Annotated in this window: 19 protein-coding genes; 10 read left to right on the plus strand and 9 right to left on the minus strand. The window is 38.8% G+C overall.

The genetic code is table 11. The features are described 5' to 3' along the window. The first annotated feature begins 25 nt into the window (after positions 1-25). Entirely contained in the window at positions 26-1,159 is a 1,134-nt protein-coding gene (gene queG / locus I6E69_RS00490; protein WP_197120348.1) for a tRNA epoxyqueuosine(34) reductase QueG, read from the plus strand. A 34-nt stretch (positions 1,160-1,193) separates the two neighbouring features. On the opposite strand, the gene I6E69_RS00495 is transcribed toward queG, so the two are convergent. The 3 genes from I6E69_RS00495 to I6E69_RS00505 all read right to left on the minus strand — a co-directional run bounded on the left by I6E69_RS00495 (position 1,194) and on the right by I6E69_RS00505 (position 4,978). Further along, positions 1,194-2,321 (minus strand): PleD family two-component system response regulator, encoded by a 1,128-nt coding sequence (locus I6E69_RS00495; protein ID WP_058154163.1) that lies wholly within the window; start codon positions 2,319-2,321, stop codon positions 1,194-1,196. A 54-nt stretch (positions 2,322-2,375) separates the two neighbouring features. Further along, on the minus strand, positions 2,376-4,370 hold the full coding sequence (locus tag I6E69_RS00500) for an ATP-binding protein (RefSeq protein WP_197120349.1): 1,995 nt from the start codon (positions 4,368-4,370) through the stop codon (positions 2,376-2,378). Between the two features lie 119 nt (positions 4,371-4,489). Further along, positions 4,490-4,978 carry a GNAT family N-acetyltransferase gene (locus tag I6E69_RS00505; protein ID WP_197120350.1) on the minus strand — a complete coding sequence of 163 codons (489 nt, stop codon included), beginning with the start codon at positions 4,976-4,978 and terminating at the stop codon, positions 4,490-4,492. 81 nt (positions 4,979-5,059) lie between these two features. Here I6E69_RS00505 and I6E69_RS00510 point away from each other — a divergent pair, with 81 nt between their 5' ends. The 6 genes from I6E69_RS00510 (at position 5,060) to I6E69_RS00535 (ending at position 10,516) form a co-directional block, all read left to right on the plus strand. After that, positions 5,060-5,635 carry a glutathione peroxidase gene (locus I6E69_RS00510; protein ID WP_197120351.1) on the plus strand — a complete coding sequence of 192 codons (576 nt, stop codon included), beginning with the start codon at positions 5,060-5,062 and terminating at the stop codon, positions 5,633-5,635. Positions 5,636-5,721: 86 nt separating this feature from the next. Next, complete coding sequence (locus I6E69_RS00515; RefSeq protein WP_002958009.1) at positions 5,722-6,003, plus strand: peptidylprolyl isomerase; 282 nt, start codon at positions 5,722-5,724, stop codon at positions 6,001-6,003. 64 nt (positions 6,004-6,067) lie between these two features. Then, the gene (locus I6E69_RS00520) at positions 6,068-6,646 is read left to right on the plus strand and encodes a glutathione S-transferase family protein (protein ID WP_193225887.1); all 579 of its coding nucleotides are present in this window, start codon (positions 6,068-6,070) and stop codon (positions 6,644-6,646) included. Positions 6,647-6,663: 17 nt separating this feature from the next. Then, a complete protein-coding gene (locus tag I6E69_RS00525) occupies positions 6,664-7,014 on the plus strand; it encodes a DUF2750 domain-containing protein (RefSeq protein ID WP_002958007.1) in 351 nt (116 codons plus the stop codon). A gap of 99 nt (positions 7,015-7,113) precedes the next feature. After that, positions 7,114-7,794, plus strand: coding sequence for a hypothetical protein (locus I6E69_RS00530; RefSeq protein ID WP_002958006.1), 681 nt, complete (start codon positions 7,114-7,116; stop codon positions 7,792-7,794). A 148-nt stretch (positions 7,795-7,942) separates the two neighbouring features. After that, positions 7,943-10,516, plus strand: a complete 2,574-nt coding sequence (locus tag I6E69_RS00535; protein WP_197120352.1) for a M1 family metallopeptidase — start codon at positions 7,943-7,945, stop codon at positions 10,514-10,516. Positions 10,517-10,593: 77 nt separating this feature from the next. On the opposite strand, the gene I6E69_RS00540 is transcribed toward I6E69_RS00535, so the two are convergent. Then, complete coding sequence (locus I6E69_RS00540; RefSeq protein WP_007376965.1) at positions 10,594-10,959, minus strand: hypothetical protein; 366 nt, start codon at positions 10,957-10,959, stop codon at positions 10,594-10,596. A gap of 75 nt (positions 10,960-11,034) precedes the next feature. Continuing rightward, positions 11,035-11,910, minus strand: a complete 876-nt coding sequence (locus I6E69_RS00545; protein ID WP_197120353.1) for a hypothetical protein — start codon at positions 11,908-11,910, stop codon at positions 11,035-11,037. A 157-nt stretch (positions 11,911-12,067) separates the two neighbouring features. Here I6E69_RS00545 and I6E69_RS00550 point away from each other — a divergent pair, with 157 nt between their 5' ends. The 3 genes from I6E69_RS00550 (at position 12,068) to yjjG (ending at position 14,264) form a co-directional block, all read left to right on the plus strand. After that, positions 12,068-12,967, plus strand: coding sequence for a phosphoribulokinase (locus I6E69_RS00550; protein WP_197120354.1), 900 nt, complete (start codon positions 12,068-12,070; stop codon positions 12,965-12,967). Positions 12,968-13,030: 63 nt separating this feature from the next. Continuing rightward, positions 13,031-13,576: an inosine/xanthosine triphosphatase gene (yjjX, locus tag I6E69_RS00555; RefSeq protein WP_165723755.1), complete on the plus strand. Its 546-nt coding sequence runs from the start codon at positions 13,031-13,033 to the stop codon at positions 13,574-13,576. Between the two features lie 13 nt (positions 13,577-13,589). Then, positions 13,590-14,264: a pyrimidine 5'-nucleotidase gene (yjjG, locus tag I6E69_RS00560; protein ID WP_197120355.1), complete on the plus strand. Its 675-nt coding sequence runs from the start codon at positions 13,590-13,592 to the stop codon at positions 14,262-14,264. An 81-nt stretch (positions 14,265-14,345) separates the two neighbouring features. Here yjjG and lpxC read toward each other — a convergent pair whose 3' ends face one another. The 4 genes from lpxC to I6E69_RS00580 all read right to left on the minus strand — a co-directional run bounded on the left by lpxC (position 14,346) and on the right by I6E69_RS00580 (position 18,644). Next, complete coding sequence (gene lpxC / locus I6E69_RS00565) at positions 14,346-15,257, minus strand: UDP-3-O-acyl-N-acetylglucosamine deacetylase (protein ID WP_002957999.1); 912 nt, start codon at positions 15,255-15,257, stop codon at positions 14,346-14,348. Positions 15,258-15,363: 106 nt separating this feature from the next. Beyond that, a complete protein-coding gene (ftsZ, locus tag I6E69_RS00570) occupies positions 15,364-16,608 on the minus strand; it encodes a cell division protein FtsZ (protein ID WP_058154155.1) in 1,245 nt (414 codons plus the stop codon). Positions 16,609-16,629: 21 nt separating this feature from the next. Further along, entirely contained in the window at positions 16,630-17,862 is a 1,233-nt protein-coding gene (gene ftsA / locus I6E69_RS00575) for a cell division protein FtsA (RefSeq protein ID WP_007582937.1), read from the minus strand. Then, positions 17,859-18,644 carry a cell division protein FtsQ/DivIB gene (locus I6E69_RS00580; RefSeq protein WP_002957996.1) on the minus strand — a complete coding sequence of 262 codons (786 nt, stop codon included), beginning with the start codon at positions 18,642-18,644 and terminating at the stop codon, positions 17,859-17,861. The genes ftsA and I6E69_RS00580 overlap by 4 nt, the downstream gene beginning before the upstream one ends.

The following is an 18,644-nucleotide window of genomic DNA, read 5'->3' on the forward strand; positions in this document are numbered from 1 at the left end:
CTATTAATTTAAGTGTGTAAAGCGTGTGAGCAACCCTACCCCAGACTATGAAAAATTAGCCCTGCAAATAAAAACCTGGGGGCAAGAGCTTGGCTTTAGCGAAGTGGGCATTACTGATATTGACTTATCTAAGCACGAAGCCCAATTGCAACGTTGGCTGGATGCAGGCTACCACGGCTCGATGGATTATATGGCTGCCCACGGTATGAAACGCGCCCGCCCTGCTGAATTAGTGCCTGGTACACAGCGTGTTATATCCGTAAAAATGAATTATCTGCCTCCCGATGCTGGCTTTGCAAAAACCTTAAAAAATAAAGAAAAAGCATATATAAGCCGCTATGCATTAGGTCGTGATTACCATAAATTAATGCGTAATCGTTTAAAAAAACTCGGCCAAAAAATAGAGCAAGAAATTGGCGAGTATGGCTTTAGACCCTTTGTAGATTCAGCCCCTGTACTTGAGCGTCAACTTGCCGAAAAAGCCGGTTTAGGGTGGCGTGGTAAGCATTCTTTATTAATTAACCAAGAAGCTGGGTCGTGGTTTTTTTTAGGCGAGCTATTTATTGATTTACCTCTACCAATTGATGCAGAAAACACCTTTGAAGGCTGCGGTAAATGCGTTGCTTGTATTACTCTTTGCCCAACAGGTGCAATTGTAGAGCCCTACGTTGTTGATGCACGTAAATGTATATCGTATTTAACCATAGAACACCAAGGGCCAATACCAGAGCAGTACCGTTCTTTATTAGGCAATCGTGTTTATGGTTGTGATGATTGCCAGTTGGTATGTCCTTGGAATCGTTATGGACAAATAACTGACGAAAATGACTTTCATCCTCGCACTCAATTAAAAGATAAAGATTTACTTGAGCTGTTTGCTTGGGATGAGCCTACATTTTTAAAAAATACCGAAGGCAGCCCTATTCGTCGCATTGGCCACGAACGTTGGTTACGTAATTTAGCAGTTGGTTTAGGTAATGCAGAGTTCAGCCCCGCTATTATTAATGCCCTACAAGGTAAAAGCCAAATATGCAGCGAACTTGTTTTAGAGCATATTGAATGGGCACTTGCTCAGCAAAACGATAAACAACGATTACAAATTCGTAAAACAGCTAGGTTAATTAGAATTGTAGAAAAAGGCTTACCAAGGGATGCATAGCACCGCTTAAGTAAACCTTTATATTGCGAAGTAACTAGTTTTTCAAAAGTAACGATAGATCTTGTTCTATCTCTGTAAAGGCTGCTTTGACTTGTTTAACAGACTCTTCTCTTGCTACTGAGTTTTGGATAGTTTCATCTACTTTTTTATAAATAAACACCTCCTGATCTTCATCCAGTCCCATTGATGGGATACGTTCTTCGAGCTCTTCTTGTAACTGTTTAAACACTTTTTCGTTGTTTTGACGGTTTTCATTCAACAAGCTAATTAAGCTATGAAACTTACTATGAACAGTACTTGCTACGGCATTAAGTTTCGCTCGTTGTGATTCAAGCATTTTCTTGGTCATGATGGCGCGTAGCTGCTGCTCGGTAACACTGACAATAAAACATACGTGGTCGCGTATACGGCCATGCTTATCAGGATCATGATCGGGCATATTTAAAATAAGTAAGCTAATCAATTCATAGTTAACTAAAATTCGGTGCGAAAACTCATGTAAGCGCCCTTTGTTTTTCAGCATTTCAAATAGCTCCACCACAATAGGTGAACACACGCCGTTTAGTGCAAAGTGGCTAATTTCATTATTTTCTCTAAATTCTACATTGCTTTGTAAATCAAAAGACTGAAGGCAATCTACAAGCGCTTTACCTAACTCTTGAGGATCGTTAATAAAGCCAATGTTTTCAACGTAGTTAACTATTTGCCCCATTTCACTGCTATTGGCCATTGCATTAAATGCAGTTGATGTTGCATCTTCAACTTGCTTTTCTAGGCTTTGCTTTTCAACGAGTACTTGATTTAAATTTTTAAGCTTAGATTTAAGTTCGTCATGGCCAAAAGGTTTTACAATATAGTCTTCTGCGCCAACAGAATAGCCTTCCATGCGTTCTTCAACAGTGCCGCGAGCAGACACAAACATAACAATAATGTGTGCGGTATTTGGATTTGCTTTAAGTGCTTTACATACTTCATAGCCGTTCATTTGCGGCATACTTACGTCGAGCAATATAACCTGAGGCATATAGCCCTCAACCATGTTTAAACACTCAGGACCATTCGTTGCTACTTGTAATTCAAAATCAAGATCCTCTAAAATCTCCTCAATAATTTCAAGGTTAAAGGGTTCGTCATCAACGGCAAGTATTTTAGTTAAGGCCATAATTTATCATCCATTCAAATTCTCAAAAAGTTACTTGGCTTGCCAAAAAAACAATTAATTACTGTGTTGTATTAATTGCTCTTCAGCCAAATGCTCATCTAGATTTATTTCTAATGGCACTTGTATGGATATAGTTGCGCCACCATTTTCGTTGTTACGTGCAGTGATTTCACCTTGGTGTAAAGATACAAACTCTCTACACAATGCAAGGCCTAACCCTGTGCCACCAGCACCACTATTTGTTTTACTGCTTTGCACAAACTTAGTAAAAATATGCTCCAACTCATCTTCTGGTATACCGACCCCATTATCGGTAACCTCTATAGTAGCAAGCTTATTATCTGACTCTAAATTTACCCGTATTTTACTTTTAGGTTCGCTAAATTTAAGTGCGTTACCTAGTACGTTTCGAAGTAACTGGTTTATTTGCTCTTCATCACATTGTGCAATTACAGGTAATGGCTGTGCAGTAAATATAACCTCAATTTCTTTTTCCATTGCCGTACCAGACACATCGTCAATACTTGTTTTAATAATATTCGCTAAATTATAGGGACGAGGGTTAAATGGAAACTTACCTACATCTAGCTTAGATAGGTCGAGTAAATTATTTAGTAACGACAGTAAACGCTCACCACTACTCTCTATTCGCGATAAATACTTAATGAGTTTTTCTTTTGCAAAATCTCCAGCTTCTAATTTACTTAAACCAAAACGCGAAAAGCTTAAAATAGAGTGCATAGGTGTTCGAAGTTCATGCGACATGTTTGCTAAAAATTCTGATTTACTTAAGTTTGCAGCCTCAGCCACATTTTTAGCATGCTCGAGTTGTGAAGTACGCGCTCTTACTTGCTCTTCAAGAACATCTTTTGCTTCAAGTAATAAATCCTCTTTTTGCTTAAGATGGGTTACATTTTTAAATATGACCGCAAGTGCTATTTCGCCATGGTGATCTATCTCATTAAAAGAGCCAACTAAGGGTATATAACCTCCTGCTGTTTTAGATAAACGTAAATCGCAGCTAAATTGTCGATTACTATTTAATGTCGAAATCTTATCTTTAATACCTAAAATTGAATCATCATCTAAAAAATCAAATACTGATTTACCTTCGAGTTCATTAAACGGTAAGTTAAATAGTCTCAAGCAAGCATCATTAGCTTCTATCACTCTACCGCACTTTTCAAATAACATAATTGCATCGGGCGTATGTTTATAAATAACCTGAAGTAGGCTGTCTTTTTCAATCAGTGCATCAACCGTATCTTGTAGCCTTTCTACAAGCTCTGCGTTATGACGTTTTAATAACTCTGTTTGCCATAATTTATGTATTGATTGTAATAGTGAGCTATCGTTTAAAGGTTTAATAAGTACATCTTCTACGCCTTGACGAATTGCGTCGATCATTGAAACTTGATCAGGGCGTGAGGTAAATAACAAACAACGACAATGCGGTTGGGTTACTTTTAAATTTGAAAAAATTCCTAAACCTGTTCCGTCATCTAAAATAAAATCGCTTATCAGTATATCTATTTGCTTTTCTTTACTAATTTCTAAAGCTTCTGCGGAGGTTGTTGCAGTATGAGTCTCGATATGAGCACCGATTAAGCTATTTTTCATTTTTTCGAGACGTTCAGGAACATGATCGACGAGTAAAATAGTAGGTAATTGCAAAATATGGTTAGAGCCTAATTCTAATAGGCTCTCTAAAAGAGAAGTAATTTCTTTATTAGAAAAAAATGGGTAGACCACGGTTGCGTCAGGCGCAATATGATTTAGCTCGCTAAACGCAGTTAGTTGTTCACCGCTTTGTGCTTTTGGCGCAAGCAGCATAAAGCGCTCTTGCGCTACTTCGCTTACAAGCGGTTTTATAGAATCAACAGGCACACCATGGGCAACAACAACTAAGTCGTAATCGCCTATATTGGTATACATGTCTAGCATGCTGAAATGAATTAATTCGACTTCACACCCTATTAATTCTAAAAGCACTTTCACACGCATCGCGATGACACTACTACTATCAATAATTAATATTTTTCGAATCATCAAGCCACACTTCAAATTAATAAACTTAATATCCTAATAGCGTAGTCTATTTTTATTTAATTGGCATAAAGCCCTATCGTTTTTTTGTAAAAAAATATTACAAGGTTTCATAAAACAGTTTATTTAAGATGCTTTCCAAAAATAGTCAGGCTGTAGGGCTTGTTATCCATTATGGCAACGCTTGGTAACTCGCCCCATATTTCAAAATCAAAATGCTTAAACAATTTAACACTGGGTAAATTATGACTAAAAATAAAACCAAGCAATACTTTAATATTTAATTGCTTAGCTTGTGTTTGAGCAAATATCATTAGCTTTTTACCAAGCCCTTTACCTTGTGCTTTACGGGTAATGTAAATGCTCATCTCTACTGTGCCATCGTAAGCAGGGCGCCCATAAAACGACTTATAACTTACCCAAGCAAGTACTTGGTTATTTTCGCAGTAAACATAAATAGGCCTTTTATCGTTATGGCTATTAAACCAGTCACTCTTTTCGTCAACAGTAACTTCTTCGGTATCTGCAGTTACCATTCGCCCTGCAATGGTTTCGTTATAAATGGCTACAATTTCACTAAGATCATCAATAGTTGCTAAACGGGTTGTCATAGGTCATTCAAAGGTTGATCAATTTGTTTCATATTAGCGTATGATTATCCAATCAAACAATTGAAAAGTTTAGGTAATGTAATGCTAAAAAAAATTATAATAGGATTAATGGCTTTATTTATTAATGCCCCACTCCACGCTGAAACATCATCAACTATAAACCAAACCTCTACCCAAGACTGTCAAGATTTTACCAATGTCGATATTCGAAAGCTGCGCTCAAAAGAATCTATTAATTTATGCCAATTTAAAAATAAGCCTTTATTAATAGCAAACACGGCAAGCAACTGCGGTTTTACACCCCAATTTAAAGGCCTTGAAGCGCTATATCAGCGATACAAAGAACAAGGTTTAGTCGTATTAGGGTTCCCTTCTGATGATTTTTTTCAAGAAGAGGATAGTGAAAAAGAAACTGCAAAAGTATGCTTTGTAAATTATGGTGTAACCTTCCCTATGTTTGCTACAAGCGAAGTGCGTGGTAGTAAAGCGAATCCAATTTTTAAATATTTGAATGAGCAAACTAGCTCTCCAAATTGGAACTTTTATAAGTACTTAGTGTCTGCTGATCGTGAGACGGTTTTACGGTTTAACAGCAAAGCAGCACCTGATTCAGAACAAATGATTGCTGCAATTGAAACTGTGCTTTCTGATAAATAAGTTTATACTGGTACAATTAGTTGAAACTAACTAGAATGATATTTTAATTCGGTTAAAAAAACACCACACTATACTCGGGAGATTTTATGACAGTAGCAAGCGCACGACATATACTTGTAGACAGTGAAGCACAATGCTTAGACTTAAAAACAAAAATTGAGCAAGGCGAAGACTTTGCTGAATTAGCCAAAGCGCATTCAAACTGCCCATCAGGTCAAGATGGCGGTGCTCTTGGTGAGTTTGGTCCTGGTATGATGGTTCCAGAGTTTGATAAAGTTGTGTTTTCAGCTCCAATTAACCAAGTACAAGGCCCTGTGCAAACTCAATTTGGTTATCATTTACTTGAAGTTACTAGCCGTTCAGAATAAATTTAACTGTATCGTAAGTAACGTTTTATAAAAGCCGCTTATGCGGCTTTTTTATGGAGTAATTATGCAATTAATTGGTTCTGTACCTTCACCTTACGTGCGCCGAATTAGAATTTGGGCACAACAAAACAACTGTAAACTAGAGCTTGTGAGTCTTGATATATTTTCTGAGCAAGATCGCCCTACTATGGCCAGTAAAAATCCAGCTCGAAAGATTCCCATTCTGGTAGATGGCGACTTAACACTTAGTGACTCTAATTCTATATTGCGCTATTTACTTGAAAAAACAGGGCAACAAAAACTAACGTGGCCGCAAGAGCACTTACTTACGACTATAAATGCCTGTAACGATTCGCTAGTAGAAATGCTGCTATGTGAACGCTCTGGATTTGACACCAAAAGCGATAAACTCTTTTTTAATTTGCAAAACGAACGAATTGAACAAACATTAAGCTTTTTAAATACCCATTTAAGCGATGAAGAATTTAAAAGCTGTGAATACCTCAACATCAGTTTATACTGCCTGCTTGATTGGATTTGCTTTCGTGAATTAACTGACTTTAGTCAGTATTCAGAGCTTGTTGCTTTTCATAAGCAATATGGCAAGCGTCAAGCAGCAATAGATACTAATCCTCGTCACTAATTTAAAAAGGTAAACACATGAGCGATATCGAAATTGAATCACAACTAGTTAACTTTGTAGAAAAAGTACGTGTTAGCGAAGTAATTTGGGCACTTGGTGCAGAAGATAATGGCTTTGTAGTGTGCGATTCTAACCAATTTGACGAAACTGACGTACTACTGCTTTGGGAAAGTGAAGAAGCAGCTAAAGCGCAATGTAAAGAAGAGTGGAAAGACTACAGCCCTGTAGAAATAAATCTTGATGAATTTTTAGATGCATGGGTTGAAGATTTAAATGAAGATAACGCACTTGTTGGCATTAACTGGAATGATGACCAAGTATGTACAGAGATTGAACCTACTGGTTTAGCTCGCGCTTTAAGTGAGTAATACTTTATACGCTTTATTTTAAGAGCGGATAAAACCCGACTAGTATCTACTGCTAGTTGGGTATAAAATAAAACACATCATTATTTTCAAGGTATTACGTTGAAAACCCATCTTGGTCGCCGGCCCTTTTCAGCCATGGAACTGCACACTCTTTATAATGGATATATATACGGTGATTTTAAAGTTGCACGTGAGCAACCAAAACACTGGCATTTTTGGCTTCCTCTAATTGCATATTACAGTGGTGCATATAGCGATGAAATTGGCTATCTAACGCTTGATGATCTGTCTCTTGAAAAAGATGTCTTATGTTTTAATTTTCATACTCACGGTAAGATAAAACCTCGCTTAGTTCCTGTGCATCAAGCACTTATAGATGCCGGGTTTAATGAATATTTAGCATTCATAAAATCACAAAATCAACAACGATTAATGTTCGACTTACCCGCTAAAACTGGCAGATACAGTGAAAAAGTCCGTATTTGGTTTTCAGGTGAAGGTGAGCGAGCCGGCTATTTACAAAAGTGTGATATACCAAACGTTGATCAACTCGGTATGAAAACAGCCGTAAGCAGCCTTCGTCTTAACTTTGAACAACAAGTGCGTATACATGCTCTGCAAGCCAACTCTAAAGACGCCTTTAATTACCTCATGGGATTTAACGAATACCCACATAATGAATTTAAGGACGTGCTTTTATTAAATAACGTGATCCAAAAAATACGTATTATTAACTCACACCTGCATTGGCAGCGTTTTATAACACGCGAAAGCCACTGACAAACTTTGTTACTATTTCCCCTTAAAGTCACCGTTATAATCAATTACTCTATTTAAAAAAACTGTTAGGATATCTAACCCCCTAATAATATGAGCATAAAAAAGCCTATTTAGGGTAGTTTCTAACAACAACAATCTAGGGATCACTATGTTTCTTAAAAGCCTCTTAACAGTGAGCGTTGCTTTGGCAATGGGTGCTGCAAACGCTAACGAATTCGTAATTGAAAAACTCGCAAAACCAAGTTCTCAACAGGTATCGTTAACACTCGATCCGAGCCAAGATACATTCACAGGGATGACTGAGATTTCCCTAGAAGTACTAAAACCAACAAAATACATTGAATTAAATGGCGTAGCTTACGCTGTTAAAATGGCGCAACTGCTTGGCGACGAAAACTGTGACTTAAACAACGAAATGCTTAAAACAGGTAAAGTTAAATTTAGCTGTGATGAGCAAATCCAACCAGGTAAATACACCCTTAAAGTTGATTTTTCAGCGCCATATAACCGTCAAAGTGTTGGTTTATACAAAACGTTAGACCAAGGCACACCTTATTTATTTACTCAATTTGAAATGAGTGATGCACGCCGTGCATTTCCTGTTTTTGATGAGCCAAGTTACAAAATTCCATTTCAGTTAACGATTACTGCGCCTACATCACAAAAAGTATATTCAAATACGCCTGAGCTTAAAGCAATCGTTAATGGCGATATGACCACACACTACTTTGATAAAACGCCGCCAATTCCTTCATACCTAGTCGCGATGGCTGTTGGCCCGTTTGAAGAATTAGATATTAAAGGCATGCCAATTCCTGGCCGTGTAATTACCCCTCAAGGTAAAATCCACTTAGCCCAATACGCAAAAGAAAACATGCCAAAAGTATTGGGTGCACTTGAAGCGTATTTTGGTATTCCTTACGTTTACAAAAAATTAGACTCAGTAGCGGTACCAGAGTTTCCATTTGGCGCAATGGAAAACTCCGGCTTAGTAACCTACCGAGAAGATATTTTATTAGTTGATTTAGCTGCAGCAACACGCAGTAAAAAACAGCGTAATGTATCAATTATTGCTCACGAACTTGCTCACCAATGGTACGGTAATTTAGTAACCATGAAATGGTGGAACGACTTATGGTTAAACGAAGCGTTTGCTAGCTGGATGGCTGCAAAAATTACTAAGCAGCTTAACCCTGAGTTTGAATCGCACTTAGACCTGCCACAAAACAACGTAATGGCACTTGATGCACGCCTAAGCACCAAGCCTATTCGTAAGCCAATTAAAACCGAAGCCGACATTATGGACGGTTTAGGTCTTGCTTACAGTAAAGGCAGCTCAGTACTTGCTATGGTTGAAAACTGGATTGGCGAAGATGCATTTCAAAAAGGTATTCAAAGCTACTTAAAAGAGTTTTCATATAAAAATGCTGAAGCGGCCGACTTATGGGAAGCACTTGGTAAAGCGTCAAATAAAGACGTAGCGAGTGTTTTAAAATCGTTTATTGAGCAATCTTCTTTCCCACTAGTTAAAGTAACTCAAAAAGGTAGCAAAGTAACTATTTCACAAAGCCGCTTTGTAAACGCAGGCGTTGATGCGCCAGAGCAGCTATGGAATGTACCTGTTGCAATTAAATATGGTGCTGGCGATAAAGTAAAAACAGCAAACGTATTACTTAATAAACAAAGCCAAACACTAGATTTAGACTTTGAACCAGAGTGGATTTATCCTGACCAAGGTGCATTAGGCTACTACCGCTGGGTAATGGATGATGCACAATTTAGCGCACTTGTTAAGAAGGCGCCAAGCGTACTGAGTGACCGTGAACGCTTAGCGTTACTATCGGCTACTGATGCGCTACTTGATGCTGGTGTTATATCTGCTGCTAAGTTAATGCAAACACTTGAAGTATTCGTAAGCGATAGCCACCCTCGCGTAGCAAATACCGCACTAGGTTACTTAGTATCGCAACAGCGCACTTTTAAAGACGATAGCAATAAAGACCTATGGCCTGAATTTATTCGCGGTGCAGTAACGCCCGCTGCTAAAAAATATGGTTTAGAAGCAAAAGCGGGTGAAGATGGTGCTATTGCACAACTTCGTGCAGCCGTTGTATCACGCTTAGGTTTTGATGGTGAAGATCAAAACGTCATCAATAAAGCCAAAGAACAAACGCAAGTTTATTTAAATGATCCACAAAAAGTAGACCCATACTTAGCGGGTACGTACTTAACTCTTGCTGCTTTTCATGGTGACAAAGCGCTGCTTGATCAATTCATGACAACGTTTAAAACGACTAAAGATCCGCAAGTACGCACAAACATGCTTGCAGCTATGGGCTTTTTTGGTAAACCTGAGTTACAAAAAGCGGTATTAGCTTATAGCTTAACGGATGAAGTAACGGCATCTGACATGCGTACTATTTTGTCAGGTCAAAGTTACACAGATGAGCGCCAGGCATTATTTATTGATTGGGTTTACAGTAACTACGATAAAGTAACAGCAAGTTTACCGCCTTTCTTTATTCCTAACTTGCCGTACTTTACAACTGCAAGCTGTGATGCAGAAAGCTTAGCGACAACAAAAACCTTCTTTAACGAAAAAGTAGCTGATGTAGCTGGTTACGCTCGTACACTAAGTAAGCTTGAAGAAAGCACAAACGATTGTATCGCGCTTAAAACACGTGAACTTGAATCGGTTAATAGCTTTTTAAAAAGTAAGTAATTATTAGGTTTATTGAGCTATAAAAATACAAAAGCCGCTGAATATAAATTCAGCGGCTTTTTACTTTTTATATAAAATTAATTACCAATAATCATAGTTAGCTTGGCTATAAAATCTTTGGCTGCTTGCTCAGAATTTATTTTAAACGCTACACCATAGTGAATAGGTTGGGCGCTTTTAAAAATGCGCGTAGGAAAGCGTGTCATCTCACTGCTATGGAAGTACCCTTGCGCACGTGTTACGCCATCAATATCATTAAAATCATCGCTAAATACTTCAAATGCTGGGCGAATTACTATTTTACCCTTGCCGCTTTCGCTGTGGGTATAAAATGCTTCTTTAGAGTTTACTAACATGTACTCTGCAATATTTTTAATCTTAAAATTACTTCTGCACTGTAATTTAATGAGCTGTTCTGTCAGCTCGTCTGCACTATAAGCCACGTGTAATCCCTATTAGTTAATTTGCGTATTAGATTAACGCATACACACAATAAAATCTGAATTTATTTGCCTGCTTTACTTTGTTATATCACATACAAAAGCGAGTTTTTCATTGTTGTAACTCATTCTTGTTATATTTGTTTCGCAGTAAGTGCTTAAATTAAGCCATTGCGATACTTCATCACTTCCATCAAGTTTACGCTGATAAACGCGGTTTTTAATAGCATAAGCAATGGTCGTATTATCTTTTAAAATAAAATCTTGAACTTGAGCCGGTAACCTTAATAGGTCTTCAACTTGTTTATCTTGTGGATTAAAACTCGCTAAAATGTGTTGCTCGTTTTTAGTGTAACTAAATAAAAATGCAGCCATTGAGTTGTTATAAATAAGCGTTCGGCCAATATTACTGGCAGCTATTTCCCCCTTCGCTTGTGCAACAGAAGTATATTGAAGAGTGTGAGGCTTTCCTAAAATAAACATCACTAAATCATTTTGGACACCCCATGCATGGTATCCAACAGGTTCAATCCAATCAAAAATACGACTTGGCGCATCTTGATTTTTGAGTGGGTATTGCCACAATTTTTGCTTACCGTCAGCTTCTACAACAATCGCTGATATCGCACCACCACTTGGCATAACCGTTGGTGAATATTCGCTTACAGGAGAGTTAGTTATATTGGTAACTTTTTTTGACGTGAAATCATAATAAGCAATATCAGTTTGGCTTTGCCCTTTATTAATTACTTCATGAGTAAAGTATAAACCTGTACTTGTTAAGTGCGGTTGGTTGTTATAACTATTTTTATCGCTCACTATACTAACTTGTACCCCGAAAGGTGTATTTAAATCAGCAAGTAATACTTGGCTTTTTGGCATGCTAGCCTGCACCACTATTGGGCTCAGCGCTGCTATAGAAAATAATCCAAGTAATGGTTTAATAAGTTTCATGCTTTCTCTCGTTTTAATTTTAAGCACCTCATGATAACGTTATTTGCTGATGGCGTCACTTGAGCTAAGTCAGTCAACTCTTAAGATACCCAAACGACTTAAAATAATGTTAAGTTTAGTCTGGTTATAAAACCTGGTCCTAAAAAAGAGAATTAACATGTCAGCTAAAAATCCTATTATTGCGATTACGGGTTCATCTGGTGCGGGTACAACCACCACAACGAATGCAATTAAACATATTTTCCGTAGCCTTAATATTCAAGCGGCTTTTGTCGAAGGAGATAGCTTTCATCGTTACACTCGCCCCGAAATGGATAAAAAAGTTCGAGAAGCACAACAAGAAGGTAAACATATTAGTTACTTTGGCAGAGAGGCCAATGACTTTGGCGCTTTAAAAACGCTGTTTGAAAACTATAGCGAAACAGGTCAAGGAAAGTTACGCCGCTACTTACATACCTTTGATGAAGCCGTTCCGTACAATCAATTACCAGGTACATTTACACCTTGGCAAGATCTTGACCATCATACTGACATTTTGTTTTATGAAGGGTTACACGGTGGTGTAGTTGATCAAAATGTAGACGTTGCAAAGCATGTCGATTTATTAATAGGCATGGTTCCAATTATTAACCTTGAATGGATTCAAAAATTAATACGCGATACATCCGAACGAGGCCATTCTCGCGAAGCGGTTATGGGCTCTATTGTGCGCAGTATGGATGACTATATAAATCATATTACCCCGCAGTTTTCTCGTACCCATATTAATTTTCAACGCGTGCCGACCGTTGATACATCAAACCCATTTAGCGCCAAAGATATTCCATCTCTTGATGAAAGCTTTGTAGTTATTCGCTTTAGGGGGATTGATGATGTTGATTTTCCTTATTATTTACGGATGATCGAAGGCAGTTTTATGTCTCGTATTAATACGCTTGTAGTACCAGGGGGCAAAATGGGCTTAGCTATGGAGCTGGTTCTTACTCCACTTATTAAAGATATTATTTTGAAAAAGCGTGCACTGGAAAACTTAGCACCTTTGGATATACCTATTTAACTCCTCTTCTAAGATTGAGCTCTCTCACGTACACTGCTGAATTTAGTAACAATAAGGGACATTGTGTTGTACTCATTAAAAATTATTGTGGGTTCTAAAAACCCTGTCAAAATTAACGCGGCTAAACATATTTTTGCAATGTATTTCCCTAAACATGAAATTGATTGCCAAGGTGTTGATGCTCCATCCAATGTGCCAGATCAACCTATTGGCGAAGAAGAAACACGTGTTGGCGCACAAAACCGTGTTAATTATTGCAAAGAGCATTACCAAGCTCACTACTACGTGGCAATGGAAGGCGGTGCAGAGCAATTTAGCTATGGTGCAGCAACCTTTGCTTACGTAGTTATTGATAATGCCTTAAATCAGGTTGTAGGGCGCAGCAGCAACCTCCCCTTGCCTCAAGTGCTTTATAACGCCTTACTTAATGGCGAAGAGCTTGGCGATGTAATGGACAAAGCATTTAATACCACCAACGTTAAACAAAAAGGGGGCGCTATTGGGTTACTTACAAACAATCACGCCACGCGCGAAAGCACCTATACACAAGCACTCACTTTAGCTATGGCGCCCTTTCTACACGTAGATCTCTACAGCCAAACAAATTAATTTAGGAAGTTTAATGAAATACAACTATGTATTGTTTGATGCAGACGAAACCTTATTTAGGTTTGATATTTTAGCGGGCATGACTCGCATGTTTAAAGCTTACAACGTAGATTTTAGCCAAGACGATTATGTTCATTATCAAAAAACCAATAAGCAGCTGTGGGTTGATTATCAAAATGGCACTATTAGCGCAGATTACTTACAAGTAACACGCTTTAATGAGTGGGCTTCAAAGCTTAATGTACCCGCAAAAGAGCTAAACGATGCTTTTTTAGATGCTATGGCGCAAATTTGCGAGCCATTACCTGGTGCTATTGAGCTTTTAAATAAACTTAAGCCAAATGCTCGATTGGGTATTATTACTAACGGATTTGCCCGCTTACAAACCGTACGCCTTGAGCATACTGGCTTAAAAGATATGTTTGAATGGTTAGTAATATCTGAACTTGTGGGTATAGCAAAACCAAATAAAGCGATTTTTGAGCACACATTTGAGCTAATGGGTAACCCTGATAAAAGCGAGATACTTATGCTGGGTGATACTGCTGCAAGCGACATACTTGGCGGCAACAATGCAGGTATTGATACTTGCTGGTTACAACACCCTGGTGAGCAATTAGCCGAAGGAATAAAGCCAACTTATACAGTAACTCATTTAAATCAGTTACAAGATCTTTTAGAGTTATAATAGAGTAAATTTTACGCAAAAAAAATGACGCTAATTAGCGTCATTTTTTATAACTGTTTGCGAGCTGTTCATTTGCTGCTTTTAGGCTGGAGCTAACTCAAGACCGGGTGCAGGCATCGTCACAGGCGTTTCAAATGTTGCCCACTCCCATGCTGACTCTGTAGCCATAATTTTACGAAGTAATTTATTATTTAAATCATGACCCGATTTAAATGCAGTTACTTTACCTAAAAGATTATGACCTGTCATAAACATGTCACCAACACAGTCTAATATCTTGTGCTTAACAAACTCATCGCTATAACGTAAGCCATTAGGATTTAAAACTTTGAATTCATCAAGTACCACAGCACTATCCATGCTACCACCTAGCGCTAGGTTGTTTGCATGCATGTATTCAATATCTTTCATAAATCCAAAAGTACGCGCACGGCTAATTTCTTCAATAAAGCTTTGCGTTGTTATATCCAACCCAATACGTTGGCGACTTTCATTGATAGCTGGGTGGTTAAATGCAATCTCAAAGTCGATATGAAAACCATCATATGGTTCAACTTCAGCCCACTTGCCATCTTCTTCAATGCGTACTTTTTCTTTAATACGGATAAAGCGTTTAGCAACGTTTTGTTCTTCAATTCCGCCTTTTTGTAACAGATATATGAATGGTAATGCACTACCATCCATAATCGGCACTTCTGAGCTGTCCAATTCTACAATTAGATTATCAATGCCCATTGCAGCAACAGCTGCAATAAGATGCTCAGTAGTTGATAAGCGAACACCATCTTTGTTAATTAAACAGGTACACAACTGCGTATCACCAACGGCTTCAGGTGTTGTTTCAAAATCAACAACCGGATCAAGGTCGACACGACGAAATACAATCCCAGTATTTGCGCTCGCAGGTCGGAGAGTTATTGTGACCTTCTCACCTTTATGAAGTCCAATTCCTATGGCTTTGACTACTTGTGCAATCGTACGCTGTTTAATCATAGGTATGCTCACTTTTAAATCAGTTACAGTTAGACGGCGGATTTTAACATAAATCCTTTTGCCTTTCAATATTTGTACATATTTCAAACAAAAGTATTATTAAATGTTAATCTGCCTGCTTACGTAAAAAAGCGGGAATATCAAAATAATCACCACCTTCTGATTTATCTGCTTTTTTACTATTTTGCGCTGAAGAACTTGAACTACTTGAACTCGTTGAAGGCGCTTTTTCTTTGCTTTGCGCTTGCTCTTTAGTCGTGTTTTCTTCAGCGTTTGTATCTTGGCTTGCAAAGCTTGGTACGTACATGCTGCTCGTTTGGTTTGATGTGCTTGCAACATCAGAACCTGATGCTTTTTTAAAGCCGTTATCAACAATACCAAACTGTGGACGACGATCGCCGCCTAAACCAGTTGCAACAACCGTTACACGTAGCTCATCAGTCATTTCTGGGTCGATTACCGCACCAACAACAACCGTTGCGTTTTCTGACGCAAGTGCTTTAACGTGATTACCAACAATTTCAAATTCTTCAATCGCAATGTCCATACCAGCGGTAATATTAACTAAGATACCTTTAGCACCTGTTAAATCAACGTCTTCTAGTAGTGGGCTTGAGATAGCGGCTTCTGCAGCTTCTTGTGCACGATCAGGACCTGACGCAGACGCCGTTCCCATCATTGCAGTACCCATTGCAGACATTACTGTTCTAACATCGGCGAAATCCACGTTAATTAAACCAGAACGTGTAATTAGCTCTGCTATACCTTGTACCGCACCAAATAATACGTCATTAGCTTTAGCGAAGGCATCTAGAAGTGTAGTCCCTTTCCCTAAAACTTTAAGCAATTTATTGTTAGGAATTGTAATAAGTGAATCTACAATTTCTGACAATTCATTAATGCCTTGTTCAGCGGCTGCTGCACGTTTTTTACCTTCAAAATCAAAAGGACGTGTTACAACTGCAACAGTTAAAATACCGAGTTCTTTAGCAATTTTAGCAACTACCGGTGCTGCACCAGTACCTGTACCACCGCCCATACCGGCTGCAATAAATACCATATCGGCGCCTTCAAGGCTGGCACGAATTGTATCTGCATCTTCTTCAGCCGACTTACGGCCTACTTCAGGGTTTGCGCCCGCACCTAACCCAGAGGTTATTTGCGTGCCTAGTTGAACTGTAATATCGGCAGCAGAGTTACGTAATGCTTGCGCATCCGTATTAGCGGCTATAAAACGCACGCCTTCTATTTGTTGTTTTACCATGTGCTCAACAGCGTTACCGCCACCACCGCCCACGCCGATTACTTTTATTACAGCTTCTTCGCTGTGTTGTTCCATTATATCAAACATGTTTACTCTCCGACTTGAGTCTTAAAACTCGCCTTGGAACCATTTAGTAATGCGGTTCCACCAATTATTGTTATCCTCTGCTTTCGACTTTTGTGCATTCATCGATTGCATGGTACGCCCGTATTGTAACAAACCAACAGCGGTTGCGTACGAAGGATCATCTACATAGTCTGTCAAACCAACCATCCCGATTGGTTTGCCTATTCTTACTGGCATTTGGAAGATGTCTTCTGCCACTTCCATAGCGCCAGTCATTTTAGCAGTTCCGCCTGTTATAACGAGACCTGCCGCAATTTGGTCTTCTAAGCCTGAACGACGAATTTCTTCCATCGCAAGCTCAAATAACTCTCTAAAACGAGGCTCTACCACCTCAGATAATGTATGGCGCGACATTAACCTTGCTGGTCGCCCGCCTACACTTGGTACTTCAATTGTGTCTTCGCTACTTGCCATTTGGCTACTAGCACATGCGTATTGTACTTTGAGTGACTCTGCATGTGATATAGGTGTGCGAAATATTTTTGCAATATCACCAGTAACTTGGTTACCCGCTACAGGTATAACCGCAGAGTGACGAAGTGCGCCATTAATATAAATGGTGATATCCATAGTACCGCCACCAATATCAAGTACTGCAACACCTAGCTCTTTTTCGTCATCTGTTAGTACAGAATAGCAAGACGCAAGTGCAGTAAAGATAAGTTGATCGACTTCAAGACCACAGCGTTCTACACATTTTTCGATATTTTTTGCCATATCGTTTGAGCACGTAATGATATGTGCACGCGCTTCCATACGAACGCCGCTCATGCCTAGTGGGTTTTTAATGCCCTCTTGCATATCGATGCTGTATTCTTGTGGCAATGCATGTAGCATTTTACGCTCTGCTGAAATAGGCACAGAACGCGCAATATGTATTACGTTTTCAATATCTTCGTCAGTGACTTCGGTGTTATTGATTGCCACCACGCCACTTTCGTTTTGACACTGTATATGTTTGCCAGAAATACCCAAATACACAGAGCTTATACGACAATCAGCCATTAACTCGGCCTCGTCTATTGCTCGTCGAATAGACTCAGACACTAAGTTTAAATCGTTAACGCCGCCTTTATCCATACCATGAGATACTTGGCTGCCCACACCAACAATGCTGAGCTTGTTATCTGCGGTGATTTCACCTACCGTGGCAACCACTTTCGAGGTGCCAACGTCTAATCCTATTACTAGGTTTCTTTCTGCTGACTTAGTCATGCCTTACTCTTATTTTGTAATTGTTCTTCTTGCATTGGCTTAAAGCTTACTGCAAGGCCGGTATCATACCGTAAATCGATTGTATCTACTTGTGCATCTGCACGTTGTTCCATTCGTGGATAAACGTCTATAAAACGTTGTACACGCTTGGCTTTATCTTTACGCCCTAAATTTAAGCGAATCCCGTTATCTAGCCAAAGTTGCCACGAAAAACGCTCCGATAATGCCAAACTTGTTAATGTTAAACCATTAACTCTGAGCATTTCATCAAATTGCTTAAAAGCAACCCACGCCTCTTCTTCGCTACCTTCTGGGCCATATAACTGCGGTAAGTTATCATCTAACTTATCGCTGCTGGCTTGAAATGCTTGGCCACTTTGGTTGAGCAACAAGTCGCTATTCCAGTGGGCTACTACTTCATGTTCAACTACATACACCTGTATAGTATCAGGCCATTGTTTACGTACCGAAGCGGTAGCGACCCAAGGCAAGTCTTGAACTAGCTGCTGCACGTGCTTAACATCAAGTTCAAAAAAACTACTTAAATCGGCTTTTTTAATTGCTTTTATAATTGCCGTTTCATCTGTGTATTTGGGATGCCCTTGCACTGTAAGGTGCTTAATTTGAGCATCTTTATTTTCAACTAACCAATCAGATACACCTGTGGTTATTTGTACTAAGCCTATAACCACAACCAGAAAAAAACTCACTCCAAAAATCAGCGACCAATTAAAGTTAAGTTGCTGTTTTAGTTGTTGAGCTTTTTCTAAAAGGGGATGCAT

This window comes from Pseudoalteromonas sp. NZS100 (assembly GCF_015864815.1).
Taxonomy (GTDB): Bacteria; Pseudomonadota; Gammaproteobacteria; order Enterobacterales; family Alteromonadaceae; genus Pseudoalteromonas; species Pseudoalteromonas distincta.